Genomic DNA, 16,499 nt, shown 5'->3' on the forward strand with positions numbered 1-16,499 from the left:
AAAGATCCGATCCATCCGTCGCCCGGTCGCCGCCGCCTGCCCGATATGCGTCTCCTGATCGGCCTCGGCCTCGCGATCGGACTGGTCTACGGCGCGGCCCTGGCCGTACTGGCGCTCAACCAACACCGATTCCTCTACCCGGGCGCTTTTCGAACGCCTGTGAATCTGGCCACGCCTGAGGGGGTTGCGGCAATCACCGTCGTCACAGAGGATCGGGAGCGGCTGCACGCCCTGTGGCGACCGCCGGCCCCGGGCTGCGCGGTCGTCGTCAGCTTCCACGGCAACGGCTCTTACCCCGAGCCGCATGCGGACCGCTTCGCCGCGGGCCCCTGGCGCGCGGGCGGCTGGGGCGTGCTGGCGCCGGCCTATCGCGGCTACCCCGGGTCGACCGGAATGCCCAGCGAGGACGGCCTGATCCGCGACGGCCTGGCCGCCGTCGCCGCCGCCGCGGAGCGCGCGCCGGGCTCGCCGATCCTGTTGCACGGCCATTCCCTGGGCGCTGCCGTCGCGATCGCGGTGGCCGAGCGCGTGCCCGCCATCGGCCTCTACCTGGAGGCGCCGTTCGACTCGATGACCCACGTGGTGCGGCTGCATGTCCCGCTGGTCCCGTCCTGGTTCCTGCGCGACACCTACCGCTCGGACCGGCGCATCCGCGCCGGAGCCGCCCCCGTCCTGATCATCCAGGGCCGCGATGATGGGATTGTCCCGGCCAAGCTCGCCCTGGCGCTGTCCCGGGCCGCGGGACCTCGGGCGCGGTTCGAAGTCATCCCGGGCGACCACGTCTCCATCCTGGGCGTCCGGGATCACGACGCCGAGGCGCTGTTCCGCGGCGGCTTGGACGCGGCCTGCACCGGGGCGGAGGCGGCGGTGCGGTGACGATGGAACGAGGAGGAGTCGGATGGTTGGCCGGCGCGCCCGGCGCTGGAGCGCCGATGACCCCGAGACGCACGGCGCCGCGGCGCGGGTCGATCCGGTCTGTCCGCTCTGCGAGCGGCCGATCCCGCCCCGTGCGCGCTCCAGCCTCCATCACCTGACGCCGAAGCTGAAGGGCGGCACGCATCGCGGGACGGTCCGGCTTCACCAGATCTGCCATTCGGCGATCCATGCCCGCTACAGCGAGACCGAGATCGCCAAGCGGCTCGCCGACGTGGAGGCCTTGCGGTCGGATCCGGAGATCGCCCGCTTCCTCGCCTGGGTCCGCGGGAAACCCAACGATTTTCACACCGCCACGCGCATGACCCGCGAGCGGCGCGGGGCCAAGCGCCGGACCTGATCGAAGACCCGGGATGGGCGGCACGCCCCTCAGATGCGCCTGCCCTGACGATTGCGCGACCGATCTTGAGCCGGTCCGGTGTGGCGCCTAGAGTCGACGCCAGTTTTCGCCAGTCGACGCGTCGATGCGCTCTCTGATCTCGACCTCCGGCATTGCATCGCGCAAGAAGTTCGACGTCTGGCGCGATGTCTCGTACGAGCGGCTCGTCCCGAGCGAGGCGAGAAAAATCGGGGATTCGGTGTTCGAGGGGTCGCTCGAGGCGGCCGATATCGGCGATCTTTTAATCACGCGATCGACGTTCGGGACCCTCCGGACCGAATTCACGCCGGGAAGCATTCGCCGGCACAGCAAACAGCATACCCTGTCGGTCACGCTGCGACTCTCGGGCAGCGCCGCCACTGCGCAGCACGACCGCGCCCTGATCCAGAAGGTCGGCGACATGGTGGTGGTCGACCGCGCGCAGCCGGCCGTCCTGGAATACCCCGTGCCGACCCAGTCCCTTCTGATTGAGGTTCCGCGCGCCCGGCTGGAAGGCGCGCTCGGCTCGGCGCGCAACTACACGGTCCTCGCCTTCGGTGCCGATCGCCCGAGCACGGCCCTGGTCAGCACCTTCTTCACCGAACTGGTCCGCACGCACGAGGGACTCCTGCCGGCTACGGCGGCGCGCATGGCCTCGATCGGCGTCGATCTCATCGTGGCAAGCATCGCAGACGGTCTGGCCCGCGACGTTCCGAAATCGCTGCACGGCACCGTCATTGTCCAGCGGGCCAAGGCCTATGTCGAGGCCAACCTCTTCGATCCGGCGCTGGACCCACCGCAGCTCGCGGCCGCGCTGGGCATCTCGCTCCGGTGGCTGCAGGAGCTGTTCCAGGAGCGCGGCCAGCACGTGGCCGACTGGATCTGGCAGCGGCGTCTTGAAACCGCCGCCCTGCGTCTGACGGATCCGGGGCGGGCCCACATGGCCGTCGGTACGATCGCCTACGGCTGCGGTTTCGTTAGCCAAGCCCACTTTTCCCGCCGGTTCAGGGCCCGCTTCGGCATGACGCCGAGCGAGTATCGGCAGGCGGCACGGGCAGCCGGCTGACGGCCGGCGTTTACCTGGCATTGGGCACGTCGGCAGGTCGTCCGACGCCCGGCGCGATCCCGTCAACCTTGTCGAGGCAGGATGGTCCGGCCGGGGGGACGGGACCGATGGATCAGGCAGGAGAGACGTCGGGACGGCTGGCCTGGGTCGACGTCGCGAAGGGCATATGCATCCTGCTGGTCGTGATGATGCACTCCGTCACCGGCACCGGCGAGGCCATGGGCGGGGAGGGCTTCCTGCATCCGGTCGTCGCCTTCGCGAAGCCGTTCCGGATCCCCGACTTCTTCCTGCTGTCCGGCCTATTCATGGGCCGCGTCATCGGCCGGGACTGGCGCCTCTTCTCCGACCGGCGGGTGGTCCACTTCGCCTACTTCTACCTGCTCTGGCTCGTGATCCAGTCGGCGGCCCGCTACGGGAAGATCGTCGGTGACGGCGGGCCGGCGGCCTTCGCGGCGCATCTCGCGGACGGTCTCATCGAGCCCTATTCCAGCCTCTGGTTCATCTACCTGCTGGCCGTGTTCTCGGTGGTGACCAAGGCGCTCCGCCGTGCCCCCGGGCTGGCGCTGCTGGCGGGAGCCGCCCTGCTTCAAAACGCCGACATCCGCAGCGACTCGACCCTGATCGAGGAGTTCTGCGCCCGCTACGTCTACTTCGTCGCCGGCTACCTGTTCGCCGACCGGATCTTCGCCCTGGCCGATGCCGCGCGGGAGCGGCTCGGGCTCGCCCTCGCCGGACTCGCCGCCTGGGCGGCCGTCGAAGGCTGGCTCGCCCTGACGCCGTCGAGCGATCCGGTGCATCCGACCCTTGCCAGCCTGCCGCTCGTGAGCCTCGCCCTCGGTGCGGCCGGTGCACTGGCGATCGTGGTGGCGGCCGCGCTGATCACCCGGGCCGGAGGCCCGTTCACCGAGGCGTTGCGGACCTGCGGACAGCGCTCGATCGTGATCTACCTCGCGTTCTCGATTCCGATGGCCGCGGTTCGGGAGATCCTCGTCCGCACCGGCGCGATCGCCGATATCGGCGTCGCGAGCCTGACCGTGATGGCGGCGGCCGTGCTGCTGCCGCTCGCCCTCGAGCGTCTGGTGCGCGGCACGCGCTTCGGCTTCCTGTTCGTGCGGCCGGGACGGTTCCGGCTCGCGCAGACCGGCGCGCGATCGCGCTCGGCGCTCCACGCGACCTGAGGCGGCGCGTCAGCTCTCGAAGGCGATGCCGATCCGGCGGTCGCGCCGCCACGCCACGGCGGCCTGCCGCGCGGCGCCATCCTCGGTGAGGCGCAGCGAGAAACGCTCCGGCACAATCTCGGCGTCTCCCACCTCGATCTGGGCGCCCGTCTCGGTGGCGTCCCAGACCAGGCAGCCGACCTCGCCCTCGGCGAGCAGGAGCGTGCCGAACGTGAAGGCGTTCTTGCGGAAAGCGCCGCGGCGATTCTCCGTCATCAGCCTCCCCATTCAACGAGCGGGCGAGCCCGCAGGGCTCGACCCGGTCGGCCAGGACGATGCCGACGGGCGGTTAACAGGCTGGATACCGACGCGGACTGCCTCGCTATGTTCCCAGTTCACTCATCGTCCGGATCGGCGCGGTAGCGGCGCCGGGACGGCCCGTAATCCTCGTCGTCAGGACGCCGTGCCGGCGGCCGATCGTAGTCGCGGCCGTAGCGATAGGTGTCGCGGCGCGGCTCATCGTCATAGTCCCGGCGGTCGCGGTCGCGGACGCCGTCGCGCTCGTAGCCGCCGCGGTCATTCCCGACGCGGTCGTTAGCGCCGCCCGCGGTGATGCGCGGCGCGTACCAGCAGCTCTTCGCCTGGCCGGGTGCGGGATCACCGAAGGCCTGGCTGTTGCACGGCACGGCCCCGCCCTGAGGGAACGGCCGCCCGTTGGTCCGGCCGGGAACGCCGTAATACACGTTGGTCGGATAGGGCATTCGGCAGATGCCGCCTTCCTGCGCGCACCCGACGAGGTTCACCGTATCGAGTTGGTAGGCTTGGGCCGGGGCAATCGCCATGGGGCCGAATCCGAGCGATACGGCCCCCACGGCCAGAATAATCCGTTTGCGCACGCCCCGATTCCCCCGTGTCCGCCTTCACCGTGCCGGATAATCCGGATGACGGCTTCCGGCCAGCGGCCGCGCTCGCTATGGCGTCGCGATCGGCGGTCGTCCTGACCGATGTGGGCTATCGCCGGCAGGATGATCGGACGTCGCGCCGCGCTCGCTCCGGGCGGGTGCGCAGGGAGGCCGAGATGAGGGACGCGTCCGCGCAGGAACTGCTCCTGCTCAGTGCGCTGCAGGAATGCCGGATCCGGCTTGACGCGGCGCGCGGCGACGAAGCGGGCCGCACGGCCATCCGCGACGAGCTGGAGGCGGCGCTGCGGCGCGAGGCGGCGCTGAAGGACGAACTCGTGCGGGAGCGGGAACGAACGGAGGCGGTCCGGCTCGTCCTGCGGGCCTTCGCGGCCAGCATCGGGCGGTTCGGGCTGCGCCGCCGCCTGTTCCTGTCGCGGATCGCGCGCCTGGGTCGCGAGACACCGGATTCCGGGCCGCAATCCGCCCGGCATCAGGTTCTCCTCGACGAGGCCCGGCATGTGCTCGGGACAGGATGACGGACTGATCCGGTGACAGGGCCGTGACGGCGCTGACCCGTCCGGGCGGCCCGAGATCGGCCGCTGCGCCGCGATAACGGCCCCTTAAACCGCCGCATTTAGCGTGCGGAAACCGTTCCGCGCCGCAGGGATACGCGCGCGGGTCCGGATCATTCGAAGACGGGATGCATGGCCAAGGGTCGGGGCAGGATTGAGCCGAACTTCGACGTGCCCGAAGGGCGCACGCGGGATCGCGGCGAACTCGATCTGCGCCTGAGCCGGGAGGACCGTCCCGGGTCAGGAGACCGCGTGGCGAAGAGATCGGGCGGGGCGGCGCAGCGGCCGGCCAAGGCGCCGGCACGGAATGCGGGCCGGTCGAAATCGGCGGGCCGCGGCCGGCGCCGGCGATCCTGGCTCGGGCGCCTCGTCTACGCGACCGTCGTGCTCGGCCTGTGGGGCGTCATCGGGCTGGCCGGGCTGATCGCCTACCACGCCTCGCAGCTGCCGCCGATCGACCAGCTCGCCGTGCCCAAGCGGCCGCCCAATATCGCCATCCTGGCGAGCGACGGCTCGCTCCTGGCCAACCGCGGCGAGACGGGCGGCCGGGTCGTCTCCATCAGGGAGCTGCCCCCCTATCTGCCCCGCGCCTTCGTGGCGATCGAGGACCGCCGCTTCTACCAGCATTTCGGCGTCGACCCGGTCGGCATCCTGCGGGCCATCGGCCAGAACCTGACCCGTCGCGGCGTCGCGCAGGGCGGCTCGACCCTGACGCAGCAGCTCGCCAAGAACCTGTTCCTGACGCCCGAGCGCTCCGCCTCGCGGAAGATCCAAGAGGCGATCCTGGCCCTCTGGCTGGAACACAAGTACACGAAGGACGAGATTCTCGAACTCTATCTGAATCGCGTCTACTTCGGCGCCGGCGCGTACGGCGTCGAAGCGGCGGCGCAGCGCTATTTCGGCAAGCCCGCCAAGGAGGTCAGTCTCGCCCAGGCGGCGATGCTGGGCGGACTCGTCCAGGCGCCCTCGCGCCTCGCGCCGAACCGCAACCTGCCCGCCGCCCAGGCTCGGGCCGCGCAGGTGCTCGCCGCCATGCAGGACCTCGGCTTCGTCCCGGCTCAGGACGTGAAGGTGGCGCTCGCCCAGCCGGCGAAACCCGCCAACGCCCGGGGCGGCGGCTCGGCCAACTACGTCGCCGACCTCGTGATGGACGTGCTCGACGACTATGTCGGCAAGTTCGACACCGACATCACCGTGCAGACCACGGTCGATACGGGCCTTCAGGCCGCCGCCGAGCGGGCGCTGACCGAGGAACTCAACGCCAAGGGCGCCCGCTTCAACGTCGCCCAGGGCGCCGTGGTGTCGATGCGGCCCGACGGGGCGATCCGCGCGCTGATCGGTGGACGCGACTACGCGCAGAGCCAGTTCAACCGCGCGACCACGGCCAAGCGCCAGCCCGGCTCCTCGTTCAAGCCCTTCGTGTACCTCGCCGCGGTGGAGCACGGGGCCACGCCAGACACCGTCCGGGAGGATGCCCCGATCCGGATCGGAAACTGGGCGCCGGAGAACTACTCCCACCGCTACGAGGGGGCGGTCACGCTGCGCACGGCGCTGGCGCAGTCGCTCAACACCGTGGCGGTTCGCCTCGGCCAGGAGGTCGGCCCGAAGGCCGTGGTGCAGACCGCGCAACGGCTCGGCATCACGTCCCCGCTGCAAGCCAACGGCTCGATCGCGCTCGGGACCTCCGAGGTGACCCTGCTCGAGATGGTCGGCGCCTACGGCGCCTTCGCCAACGGCGGCACCGGGGTGATCCCCTACGTGGTCACGGCCGTGAAGGGCGCGGACGGAAAGGTGCTCTACAAGCGCGCCGACAGCGGTCTCGGCCGGGTCATGAGCGCCGATGCCGACGGCATGATGAATGCCATGATGCACGAGACCTTCGTCAGCGGCACCGGCAAGAAGGCCGATATCCCGGGCTGGGACCTCGCGGGCAAGAGCGGCACCACCCAGGATTACCGTGACGCGTGGTTCATCGGCTTCTCGGGCAGCCTCGTGACCGGCGTCTGGCTCGGCAACGACGACGGTGAGCTGACCAAGAAGGTCTCCGGCGGCAACCTGCCCGCCGAGATCTGGAAGACCTACATGACGCAGGCGCTGAAGGGACAGAATCCGGTCCCGCTTCCCGGCCTCAACCGCTGGCGCAGGGCGCCCGAGACGACCGCCTCCGTGGCCAGCGCAGGCCCGGGCGCTCCGCCCGGCATCCTCGGCCAGATCTTCGGCGAGCCCGAGGCGCCGGCGCCGCGTCCGGCCGCGCCAGCCCGCCGCGCGCAGAAGGATGACCGCAACTTCATCGAGAAGTTGTTTGGCATCGGTGAGTGAGGCGTAAGCCGACCTTGCAGGCGGGTCGGGGTCGCGAATGATCCTGACGGGGCCACGCCCCGGCCTTCTCGCCGCGCTGGTAACGGACCCGCCCAGGTTGCGCGAGCGCGGCGGCGCCTTGGGGCGGCGCGGAGCCGACCTGCCGAGCCCGCCGGACTGGATACCGTCGGTTGCAGGGAGATTTGCGCTCTCTGCTGTCGCGATGCGCGATAGCATCACTCTCGCCGACCAGATTGTCCCGCAGCCCGGGAGCGCCTGCGGCTTCGGCCGAGACCCGTTCGTTCAAGAAGCGCGTTGTTTGTTCAACAGCACTGCATCACACCATTTTTCAATATTCACGGACTAATATGGCGGGTGATCATTGATCCGGCGAACGCAAAATCGCGCTCGACCGCCGCCTCGACCCGAGATCCATGGTCCTGCGACCGGCTGTCACAACGATCCGCGCGCACCTCGCCGATCGCGCCACGCGTCTAATCGCGTGCGCCGGCGCGAGCCTGCTCCTCTGCATGACCGCGCTCGGTGCCTACCTCTGCGCCGACCTGCGCACCAACGCCTGGCAGGACGCCCGCCGCAATGCCGCGAACCTGCTGTCGGTGATGGAGGAAGGCGTCGGGCACAGCATCCGGAACTACGACCTGTCATTGCGCGAGGCGGCGCACCTCGCGAGCCGCCCGGACATCGCCGCCCTCGAACCGGGGCTTCAGCGCTTGGCCCTGTTCGACGTCGCGGCGACCGGGTCCGGGCTCGGGCTGCTCGCCGTCACGGATTTTGCGGGTCGCGTCGTCATGACGAGCGATCCGGGCCAGGGGAACCGCCCCGACCTGAGCGATCTCCCCGAGTTCGAGACGTTGCGCGGCAATCCGCTCACAGGCTTGATCCTGACAGGACCGACCCGGTCCCGCATGACGGGTCAGCCGATCATCCGTATGACTCACCGGATCGCGACATCGGACGGCACCTTCAAGGGGATCGCGACCGGTTCGATCCTCCTCGATCATTTCCAGGCCCTGCTCGATCGTCTGCGTTTCGACGACAGCCTCGCCATCACCGTGTTTCACCGGGACGGGACGCTCCTGCTACGCTCGCCGGCTCCAGCGGCGGCGCTCGGCAGAACAATCGCACCGGATGCGCGGGACCAGCACAACCGCATGGCCAAGCGAGGCGAATTCCTCGGGCGCTCGCCCGTGGACGGCGCCGCGCGGCTCTACCTCTTCTCCAATCTCGACGGGCTGCCAATGACCGTGTCGGTCGGCACAAGTCTCGACAGCATCCGGGAGGCCTGGATCTACAAGGCGGCGATCATCGGCATCCTGATCCTGTGCCTCAATATCCTGACCTTCAGCCTGACGATTCTGCTCCACCGGGAGGTCGGGCGCCGCGCCGCGGCCGAGGCGGACACCCGCCAGACAAATGCCGCGCTCGCGATCCTCGCCAGGACAGATGGCCTGACCGGACTGCCAAACCGGCGCTGCTACGACGAGTGCGTCGCGGCGGAGTGGAAGCGGGCCACTCTGCATCGGACGCCGCTGGCTCTGATGATCGTCGATGCCGATCACTTCAAGCAGTTCAACGACCGTTTCGGGCATCAGCGTGGCGATGATGTCCTGCGGGCAATGGCGGGTTGTCTTCGCCGGACGCAGCCCTCCGGCGGCCTCGGCTTCCGGATCGGCGGCGAGGAGTTCGTGGTGCTCCTGCCTGGGCTGGACGCCGAGGCGGCAAGCGCGGCGGCCGAACGCCTCCGCCGGGCGATCGTCAACTTGCAGATCGGACACGCACCGGAGGTCGGGGACGTCGCCACAGTCAGCATCGGGGTCGCTAGCGCCGAACCCGACGCGGGCGAGACGCCAGACACCCTGTTCATGGCGGCGGACGCGGCCCTCTATGCCGCCAAGAAGGCCGGACGCAACCGCGTGCGGGCGGCACCGCGGTCCGTGCCGCTACCGATCGAACAATGCGCGTAAGGTTATTCGACCTCACAGCATCGGCAGCATCCTGGGACGCGGCCCGCGGGGAAAATGCGCGTCGATCATGGCGACTTCGGCCGCGCCGAGATGCAGGTCAGCGGCACCGGCATTCTCGACGGCGCGGCCCGAGCGGCTCGATTTTGGAATCGTAAACGTTCCTGACAGGCGGGTGAGGAAGGCGAGGGCGACCGCGTAAGGCGTGGTCCCGTGCGCGGCGGCGATCCCATCCAGAACGCGTCCGCCGGGACTCGCCGGATCGGGAAAATCGCCGCTGCCGAAGGGCGAGTAGCCGACCATCGCCACGCCCTGCCGCTCGCACCAGGGCAGGACCGCATGCTCGATCGCGCGCTCATTCAGGTGATAGAGGACCTGATTACAGGCGATGCGGTCCGGGCCCGCAATGGCGAGCGCCCGGTCGAGGTCGCCAACATCGAAGTTGCTGAGGCCCCAGGACAGGATCTTCCCGGCCCGGCGCAGATCCTCGAAGCCCGCAATCGTCTCTTCAAGGGCATGCTGGCCCGGCCAGTGGAGCAGGTAACAGTCGAGCCGGTCCGTTCCCAGGCGGGTCAGGGACGCCTCGCAGGACCGCGCGACGCCGCGGCGTGTGGCGTTGCCCGGCACAACCTTCGAGACCAGGAAGACCTCCTCGCGGCAATCCGCGATCGCCTCGGCGACGATCGCCTCGGCATCGCCGTACATCTCCGCGGTGTCGATATGGGACATGCCGGCGTCGAGGCCGGCCCGCAACGCGCGGATCGCGTCTTTGCGGTCGGCGCTGTCGATGTGCCACGTGCCCTGGCCGATCACCGGCACCGAGACGCGCGTCGCGCCGAAGCTCCTTGCGTACATGGCAGCGCACCCTTCCCTGTCGCATCGTTTTCTTGGGGGGCGCGGACCGGTGGGTCGCGGGCTCCCGCCGATGCTGCGCCTACGCGGCGCCATCGTCCGGCACGCCTTACTCGCGCCATCTTGGGGGGATGAGCAATGGGGGGCGATCATCCGCGGCGCTGAACTTTAGGCCATTGTCTGAAGGCCGGCATCGCGGGCTCGCCGAGCCTGCGCCTCCACGTGCCGCGCCGCCGCGCGCTGGCCGCGCGGAACCCCGGACCGGGGCGCGGTCAGTCCGTTGGCGATGCTGGAGATGCGCCGATGCTGCCGGCCCACCGGATGTTCTGGGCTCTGATCCTGCTGGCCGCAGCCGGTGCCGGGCTTCTCTACAACATCATCTTCGCGGCGGGCGCCTCGCCGCTTGCCGGTTTCACCTACGGGCTCTGCATGGGCGCGACGGTACTGGCGTTCGATCGCGGGCTGATTCTGGCCGGGCTCCAGGCGCGCATCCGGCGTTTCCCGGCCTGGCTCTACGTTCCTGCGGCCGAGCTCGCCTACGTGCTGATGATCATGGCGGGCAACGCCATGGGCGGCTTCATCGTGTGGGCCTTCGCGCTTACGCCGGACGATCTGGCCACGGCGACCCGCATGACGGCGCGCGTCCTCGCCTACGCGCTGGCTGTCTCGGGCCTCCTCGTTTTCGTCATCCGGATGCGCGACCTCATCGGCGGCGAAGTCTTCGTGAACTTCATGATCGGGCGCTACCACAAGCCGGTGGCCGAGGAGCGTATCTTCCTGTTCCTCGACGTGGTGGGCTCGACCGCCTTCGCGGAAGCGCACGGCGACCTGCGCGCTCAGGAATATCTCGGCGCCGTCTTCGCAACCCTGGCCGAACCGGTGCGGCGCAACGGCGGATCGGTCGATGACTATGTCGGCGATCTCGCCATGGTCACGTGGCCGATGAACCGGGGCCTGAAGGACGCACGCTGCGTCACCTGCCTGTTCGAGGTGCTCGACCGGATCGAGGCGGACGCGGCGGCCTGGACGACCCGGTTCGGCACGGTTCCGCGGCTGCGGGCGGCGCTGCACGGCGGCTCGGTGGTCACGGCCGAAGTGGGCGTCGACCGGCACAAGATCGCGTATTTCGGCGATGCCGTGAACGTCACCTCGCGGATCGAGGCCCTGTGCCGGCCCCTCGGTGTCGGCATCCTGATCTCTCAGGACCTGCTCGGCCGGCTCCCGCGTCTGCCGCCAGGCATCCGTGCGCGCTCGCTCGGCGCCCACGCCCTGCGCGGTCGCGGGGCTCCGCTGGCTGTGGCGACCCTGGAGCGGGGATCCGCCGCGACGGCGGCCGTCGAGGATCTGGCGCCGCGCCGCGCCGCCGTCGCCCGCTGATGGCGGCAACCGGCGCGGTGCGCACGCTGATCCTGACAACCGCCAAGATGGCGCTCCGCTTCGGCCTACCGCTGATCGGATTGATCATCTTCGGGGAGGCGATCGTCCGATCCGTCGGCGGGGATATCGAGCACTGGCTGTTCGGCCTCGGGGTGCTGTTCATCCTCGCGGGCTTCACCTCGAAATTGGTGCCGCGCCCGTGAGCGCGAAGCCAGACACGCCCCCAATCTATCTCGATGCTGACGCCTGCCCGGTGAAGGATGAGACCTACCGGGTGGCCGCACGCTACGGCCTGACGGTCCACGTCGTGGCCAACAGCGTCCTGAATCTGCCGCGCGAACCGTGGATCGTGCGGGTTGTGGTCGGATCCGCCCTTGATGCCGCCGACGATTGGATCGCCGAGCGGGCGGGACCCGGCAGCATCGTGCTCACGGCGGATGTGCCGCTGGCCGCGCGCTGCGTGAAAGCTGGCGCCACCGTGCTGGCCTTCACCGGGAAGCCATTCAGCGAGGCCTCGATCGGCATGGCGCTCGCGACCCGAGACCTGATGCAGTCGCTGCGCGAGGCGGGCACGATCACGGGAGGCCCGAAGCCGTTCTCGCGCGCCGACCGCTCGGCCTTCCTGTCCGCCCTCGATCGAGCCGTGAACCGGATCTTGCGGGATCGTTCGAGATCCGCTTGAGGCGTTGGGACCTTATCCCTGCGCGTTCGGGATGAGCGCTTTCAGCGCCTCGTTGATGCGGTCCTGCCAACCCGGACCGTCCTTCTGAAAATGCGCGAGCACGGTGCTGTCGAGGCGCAGGGAAACCATCTCTCGCGCACCGGGCACAGAGGGGGCGCGTGGCACCGGCTCTTGCGGCAGCGGTGCGGCCGGCTTCGGGGTCGTGGCGGCGCGGAAGGCCGCCTCGGCCGCCGCGCGCGGATCACTGAAGCGGCGGCGATTGCGATCGTCGGCCATCGGCCCCTAATCCTTCGCGGCGGTCTTCTTTGGCGCGGCCTTCTTGGCGGCGCTCTTCGTCGCGCCCTTCGCACCTTTGGCGGCGGACTTGGCCTCCTTCTCGGCGGCCTTCGCCTGCGCTTCAGCGGCCTCCTTGGCGAGGCGGAGTGAGCGCAGCCGGACGGTCCGCTCGTCGACCGCCTTGATGGCCGCGTGATGCTCCGCCATGGCCTGGGCGCCCTCGCGGGCCATCCGTTCGGCACGCTCGGCGCGCTCGGCACGGTTCTCGGCGCGCGTCTTCGCTTCCGCTTCCGCGTCGCGCGCGGCATTCTCCTCGTCGAGGTCGAACTCAGTATCGTCGCTCATCCTGTCCCTTTCGCCCCAGCGCAGCGGGTTCGTCCCTCCGCCGATGCGCGGGACGGTGACTGGGCGGGTCCGGCCTGTTTGGAGGGGGAGGGGAGGAAAGGCCGGATCATCCGCCCCTCCGCATCGTCGTCGAACGCGAAGGTGCGAATTCGGTACGGCCTTAGCATGCTCCCCGGTCTCATGGCGAATCCGGGCAGCCAACTCGGTCCGCTAACGCACACTATTCGTGGCCGGCCCAGCAGAACTTGACAATCCCAAGTCCGCTCTGTCGAGCCGCACGTTGTGCAGATGAACTCACCGCACGCGGAAGTTGAGCGGAATTGAGACCGACAGGCTCGACTGGGTGACGCCGGGCGGAGCCGGAGGAAGGCTTCCCCGCACGGCGGAAAGCGCGGCGCTGTCGATCTGACCCACGCCGCTCGACCGCGCGAGCCCCGCGCTCGTGACCTGCCCCGACCGGAGGACCGTGAAGCGCACCGTCGCGGTCCCGCCGCTGGTCCCATTTGCGGCACCGGCGTTCATGCGCCCGTGGATCGCCGCGCTGATGGCGCCGGTCCATTGGCGCATGGCGCTCGGATCGCTGCCGGCTGCGGCGCGTCCGGCGGCGTTCTGACGGGACGCGGACGCCGAGTTGCGCGACTCCGCCCCCTCCTGAGCCTTGGCCTGACGGGCCTTGGCCTCGCGGGCCGCTTTCGCCTTGGCTTCGCGGATCTCCTCAAGACGCTCCTGCCGGGCCTCCTCGCGAGCCTCCTCGCGCTTCTGCTCGCGGAGCTTCTCCTCGCGGATCTTCTTGAGCTTCGCCTCGCGTTCGGCCTTGAGCTTCGCGGGATCGGGCTCCGTCTTCGGCGGATCCTCGGTCTTGGCGACTTCGGCGGGCGGCGGCGTCAACGGCTCCGCGGTCTCCGCCGTCGAAGTGATGACCTGGTTCTGCGTCTCCACCGGCTGAGCTTCCGGCGGCGCCTCGACCGGCTGGCTCTCCTCCGGTTTCACTTCGGTCATCTCGGGCGGCGGCGGCTGCACGGCGTCGTCGGGCGGCAGGTCCACAGGCTTGGTCTCCGGCGGCGCAGCCTGGCTCATCTGCTGCTCCGCGGGCGCCTCGGTCGCCGCGTCGGTCATGACCGGTGCGAGGTCGACCGTGATCTGCTGCTCACCGGGTGGAGCCGGCGGCGCGAGCCGCAGGAACATCACCGTCGCCAGCACGAGCCCGTGCAGGACCAGCGCGACCAGGAAGGCCGGCACCAGTCCGGACGGGCGGCCTTCGCCGAAATCCTCCGACAGATCCGTCGACGTGAAAGTGCTCATCGGTTCAGCGCGCGGTCCCTGCGGAGGGAGCGGGTGCGGCGGCGGGAGCGGCGGGCGAAGCCGCGGCGGCGCCGGGCGCCTGCGCGACCAACGAGACTTTGGTGAAGCCGGCCTGACCGACCAGACCCATGACTTCCATCACCTTGCCGTAGGGGACATCGCGGTCGCCGCGGACGAGGATCACCTGATCCTTGTCGGCGGCGGCCATCTCGCGCAGGCGTGGCACGATGCTCTCCATCGTGAAGACCTCCTTGGCGATGGAGGGTTTGCCGTCCTTGTCGACGGTCACTTCCTGGGGCTTCTTGGATTGCGCCACCTTGGGGGCCGCGGTCTTCGGCAACTGCACCGGAACACCGGTCGTCATCAGCGGGGCCGCGACCATGAAGATGATCAGCAGGACGAGCATCACGTCGACCATCGGGGTCACGTTGATGTCGGACATGGGCATGTCGTCGAGGTCGTCCTCGTCGCTCGCGCGAAGGGATCCCATCGCCATGGGGCGTCTCCGGTCTCGTTGGCGTTCAGCGCGGGCAGGCTACTCGGCGGCGGCGCGGCGCGCGGCGGCGCGATCGCGCGCGAGACGGTTGCCAAGCACCGAGATGTAGGAAGCGAAGGTACTCTGGATGCCGCTCACGTCGCTCGACAGCTTGTTGTAGGCCATGACGGCCGGGATCGCGACGACGAGGCCGATGGCGGTGGCGAACAGCGCCTCCGCGATGCCCGGTGCGACCACGGCGAGCGACGTGTCCTGGCTCCGCGCGATGGATGAGAACGAATTCATGATGCCCCAGACGGTGCCGAAAAGCCCAACGAACGGCGCGGTCGAGCCGGAAGTGGCGAGGAGCGACAGGCCTGTCCGAAGGCGCTTCATCTCGAGCGTGAGGGCTCCCTTCATCGCGCGCTCGATGCGCTCGCGGCGCTCCGCCCGCGTCTCGGACGGGTCCTGATCGCGCCAGGCGTCGATGGCGGCCTTCACCACGTGACCGGCAATTCCACCATGGTCGCCATCGAGGCTGCCGCCGGACCGCACCAGCGTGGCGAACGCCTTCGCCTGCCGCCGCGCCGCGGTGAGGCGGATGACCTTCTCGAAGACTACGGTCCAGCAGGCGATCGAGGCGATCACCAGCAGAATCATGACGCCCTTCACGATCGGGTCGGCCTGGAGGAACAGGCCGAGGAAGGAGAAGTCGGGGGCGGCCTCGATCGGGGCGGCTTGTGTCGGGTCCATCGCGGGCTCCTGGCGTCCTGTCTCGGGCGGCTCTGCGCCGCCGGCGTGTCGGGGTGCGGCGAAGGCCGCCGACCGCCCGGCGGTCCCGCCGGGCGGCCTGAAAGTCAGCGATCCTCGTCGCCCGCGTCAGCGGTCGAAGGGCAGACCGGCCTTCGTCTCGGTCTCCGTCCGCTCGAGGCAGGCTTCCCGGGCGGCGTCGCCGCCATCGCAGGCCAGAATGTCGTTGAGCAGCACTCGGCCGACCTTGTTGCAGGTGATGCCCGGAAAATCGAAGATCTTCACGGTCGTCTTGCGGGCCGGGAGCGGGCCGAGTTCCACCGCGACGCGCTTCTGCGCCACACCCTCCGTGTCGAAGGCGAAGAGATCGGCCTTGTAGGATTTAAGGCCGGTGCCCTTCGAGTTGTCGATCACCATCGTGATCCGGCAGGCTTCGCCGGCGGTCTCGACCTTGTTCAGCTGCAGCTTCAGCGGCGCCTTCTCGGTGGCGTCCTGAGCCAGCGCGGGCAGCGCGAGTGCCGCACCGAGGGCGGTGCAGGCCGCCGCGGCGCAGGCAGAGCGCCCGGCGCGTCGAAGGTCCTGTGGAAGATGCAGCACTGGCACGGGCCGATAATCCTCTTCGTTTCCACTCCGGAAGCGCTGTTCGAGTCGCTGCCGGTTCAGTTCGAGCCTCGGAGGCTCAGTGCAGCACGGCGCCGCCGGGACAAGCCGCCGGCGCCAGGCGCTCGGCCGCCGCGTCGAGCGGACCCACCGCGGCCCGGACGGCCGCGACGAGGCGGGGCGCGGCCTCGCGCCCGGTGAGTTCGGCCGCGGCCTCCTCCAGATCGGTCCAGAGCCGACGCCGGCCCTGATTGATCAGGTTCACCAGCGCGCATTCGTGACCCGTCACGCGGCAGCAGCTCGCCGGCATGAACGACCAGTCGTCGTCGCGCTCGACCCGGAGCGCACGAATGATCGCCACCACGCAGCCGACGAAGCGACAGCCCTCGGCGGCGCCGAGCAGCTGTTCCGCGCCGTCGAAGGCGGCGTTCCAGCACGCCACGTCGCTGGTCATGTACCCCGCCGCGACGAACCGGGCGACCGACAACGCCAGGATGTCGGCCTCGTCACCGCATACGTCGGCGACGCGCCGCAACGCCGCATGCTCCGCCGGGGTCGAAGGCGCGCTCATG

Annotated in this window: 20 protein-coding genes; 10 read left to right on the forward strand and 10 right to left on the reverse strand. The window is 69.8% G+C overall.

Annotated features, from left to right (window positions below):
• Nucleotides 1–45: 45 nt before the first annotated feature.
• The 4 genes from MMSR116_RS14780 to MMSR116_RS14795 all read left to right on the forward strand — a co-directional run bounded on the left by MMSR116_RS14780 (nt 46) and on the right by MMSR116_RS14795 (nt 3,535).
• A complete protein-coding gene (locus MMSR116_RS14780) occupies nt 46–876 on the forward strand; it encodes an alpha/beta hydrolase (RefSeq protein WP_010682346.1) in 831 nt (276 codons plus the stop codon).
• Between the two features lie 22 nt (nt 877–898).
• Nucleotides 899–1,273 carry a hypothetical protein gene (locus MMSR116_RS14785; protein ID WP_010682345.1) on the forward strand — a complete coding sequence of 125 codons (375 nt, stop codon included), beginning with the start codon at nt 899–901 and terminating at the stop codon, nt 1,271–1,273.
• 124 nt (nt 1,274–1,397) lie between these two features.
• Nucleotides 1,398–2,357, forward strand: a complete 960-nt coding sequence (locus tag MMSR116_RS14790) for a helix-turn-helix domain-containing protein (protein WP_010682344.1) — start codon at nt 1,398–1,400, stop codon at nt 2,355–2,357.
• 107 nt (nt 2,358–2,464) lie between these two features.
• Nucleotides 2,465–3,535 carry an acyltransferase family protein gene (locus MMSR116_RS14795; protein WP_010682343.1) on the forward strand — a complete coding sequence of 357 codons (1,071 nt, stop codon included), beginning with the start codon at nt 2,465–2,467 and terminating at the stop codon, nt 3,533–3,535.
• 9 nt (nt 3,536–3,544) lie between these two features.
• On the opposite strand, the gene MMSR116_RS14800 is transcribed toward MMSR116_RS14795, so the two are convergent.
• Together MMSR116_RS14800 and MMSR116_RS14805 are read right to left on the reverse strand one after the other, a co-directional pair.
• Nucleotides 3,545–3,790 (reverse strand): hypothetical protein, encoded by a 246-nt coding sequence (locus MMSR116_RS14800; protein ID WP_010682342.1) that lies wholly within the window; start codon nt 3,788–3,790, stop codon nt 3,545–3,547.
• Nucleotides 3,791–3,909: 119 nt separating this feature from the next.
• Nucleotides 3,910–4,410 carry a hypothetical protein gene (locus tag MMSR116_RS14805; protein ID WP_010682341.1) on the reverse strand — a complete coding sequence of 167 codons (501 nt, stop codon included), beginning with the start codon at nt 4,408–4,410 and terminating at the stop codon, nt 3,910–3,912.
• A 182-nt stretch (nt 4,411–4,592) separates the two neighbouring features.
• On the opposite strand from MMSR116_RS14805, the gene MMSR116_RS14810 reads away from it, so the two are divergent.
• From MMSR116_RS14810 to MMSR116_RS14820, 3 genes are all read left to right on the forward strand, one after another.
• Nucleotides 4,593–4,952: a hypothetical protein gene (locus tag MMSR116_RS14810; RefSeq protein ID WP_010682340.1), complete on the forward strand. Its 360-nt coding sequence runs from the start codon at nt 4,593–4,595 to the stop codon at nt 4,950–4,952.
• Between the two features lie 168 nt (nt 4,953–5,120).
• Nucleotides 5,121–7,307 carry a transglycosylase domain-containing protein gene (locus tag MMSR116_RS14815; protein WP_010682339.1) on the forward strand — a complete coding sequence of 729 codons (2,187 nt, stop codon included), beginning with the start codon at nt 5,121–5,123 and terminating at the stop codon, nt 7,305–7,307.
• A 509-nt stretch (nt 7,308–7,816) separates the two neighbouring features.
• Complete coding sequence (locus MMSR116_RS14820) at nt 7,817–9,271, forward strand: sensor domain-containing diguanylate cyclase (protein WP_010682338.1); 1,455 nt, start codon at nt 7,817–7,819, stop codon at nt 9,269–9,271.
• 12 nt (nt 9,272–9,283) lie between these two features.
• Here MMSR116_RS14820 and MMSR116_RS14825 read toward each other — a convergent pair whose 3' ends face one another.
• The gene (locus MMSR116_RS14825) at nt 9,284–10,123 is read right to left on the reverse strand and encodes an aldo/keto reductase (RefSeq protein WP_010682337.1); all 840 of its coding nucleotides are present in this window, start codon (nt 10,121–10,123) and stop codon (nt 9,284–9,286) included.
• 300 nt (nt 10,124–10,423) lie between these two features.
• Here MMSR116_RS14825 and MMSR116_RS14830 point away from each other — a divergent pair, with 300 nt between their 5' ends.
• From MMSR116_RS14830 to MMSR116_RS14840, 3 genes are read left to right on the forward strand one after another with little or no spacing between them, the layout of a single operon-like run.
• Nucleotides 10,424–11,497, forward strand: a complete 1,074-nt coding sequence (locus tag MMSR116_RS14830) for an adenylate/guanylate cyclase domain-containing protein (RefSeq protein ID WP_010682335.1) — start codon at nt 10,424–10,426, stop codon at nt 11,495–11,497.
• Nucleotides 11,497–11,700: a hypothetical protein gene (locus MMSR116_RS14835; protein ID WP_010682334.1), complete on the forward strand. Its 204-nt coding sequence runs from the start codon at nt 11,497–11,499 to the stop codon at nt 11,698–11,700. Before MMSR116_RS14830 ends, MMSR116_RS14835 begins: the two co-directional genes overlap by 1 nt.
• Entirely contained in the window at nt 11,697–12,179 is a 483-nt protein-coding gene (locus MMSR116_RS14840; protein WP_010682333.1) for a YaiI/YqxD family protein, read from the forward strand. Before MMSR116_RS14835 ends, MMSR116_RS14840 begins: the two co-directional genes overlap by 4 nt.
• A gap of 12 nt (nt 12,180–12,191) precedes the next feature.
• On the opposite strand, the gene MMSR116_RS14845 is transcribed toward MMSR116_RS14840, so the two are convergent.
• From MMSR116_RS14845 to MMSR116_RS14875, 7 genes are all read right to left on the reverse strand, one after another.
• On the reverse strand, nt 12,192–12,455 hold the full coding sequence (locus MMSR116_RS14845; protein ID WP_010682332.1) for a BrnA antitoxin family protein: 264 nt from the start codon (nt 12,453–12,455) through the stop codon (nt 12,192–12,194).
• A 6-nt stretch (nt 12,456–12,461) separates the two neighbouring features.
• Nucleotides 12,462–12,800 carry a hypothetical protein gene (locus MMSR116_RS14850; protein ID WP_010682331.1) on the reverse strand — a complete coding sequence of 113 codons (339 nt, stop codon included), beginning with the start codon at nt 12,798–12,800 and terminating at the stop codon, nt 12,462–12,464.
• A 294-nt stretch (nt 12,801–13,094) separates the two neighbouring features.
• Nucleotides 13,095–14,102: a cell envelope integrity protein TolA gene (tolA, locus tag MMSR116_RS14855; RefSeq protein WP_010682330.1), complete on the reverse strand. Its 1,008-nt coding sequence runs from the start codon at nt 14,100–14,102 to the stop codon at nt 13,095–13,097.
• Between the two features lie 4 nt (nt 14,103–14,106).
• Nucleotides 14,107–14,598 carry an ExbD/TolR family protein gene (locus MMSR116_RS14860; protein WP_010682329.1) on the reverse strand — a complete coding sequence of 164 codons (492 nt, stop codon included), beginning with the start codon at nt 14,596–14,598 and terminating at the stop codon, nt 14,107–14,109.
• 39 nt (nt 14,599–14,637) lie between these two features.
• Complete coding sequence (locus tag MMSR116_RS14865; protein WP_010682328.1) at nt 14,638–15,330, reverse strand: MotA/TolQ/ExbB proton channel family protein; 693 nt, start codon at nt 15,328–15,330, stop codon at nt 14,638–14,640.
• Between the two features lie 126 nt (nt 15,331–15,456).
• The gene (locus tag MMSR116_RS14870) at nt 15,457–15,930 is read right to left on the reverse strand and encodes a hypothetical protein (protein WP_010682327.1); all 474 of its coding nucleotides are present in this window, start codon (nt 15,928–15,930) and stop codon (nt 15,457–15,459) included.
• 76 nt (nt 15,931–16,006) lie between these two features.
• The gene (locus MMSR116_RS14875) at nt 16,007–16,498 is read right to left on the reverse strand and encodes a hypothetical protein (protein WP_010682326.1); all 492 of its coding nucleotides are present in this window, start codon (nt 16,496–16,498) and stop codon (nt 16,007–16,009) included.
• Between the last annotated feature and the right edge of the window lies 1 nt (nt 16,499).

Origin of the sequence: Methylobacterium mesophilicum SR1.6/6 (assembly GCF_000364445.2) — a bacterium.
Lineage (GTDB): Bacteria > Pseudomonadota > Alphaproteobacteria > Rhizobiales > Beijerinckiaceae > Methylobacterium > Methylobacterium mesophilicum_A.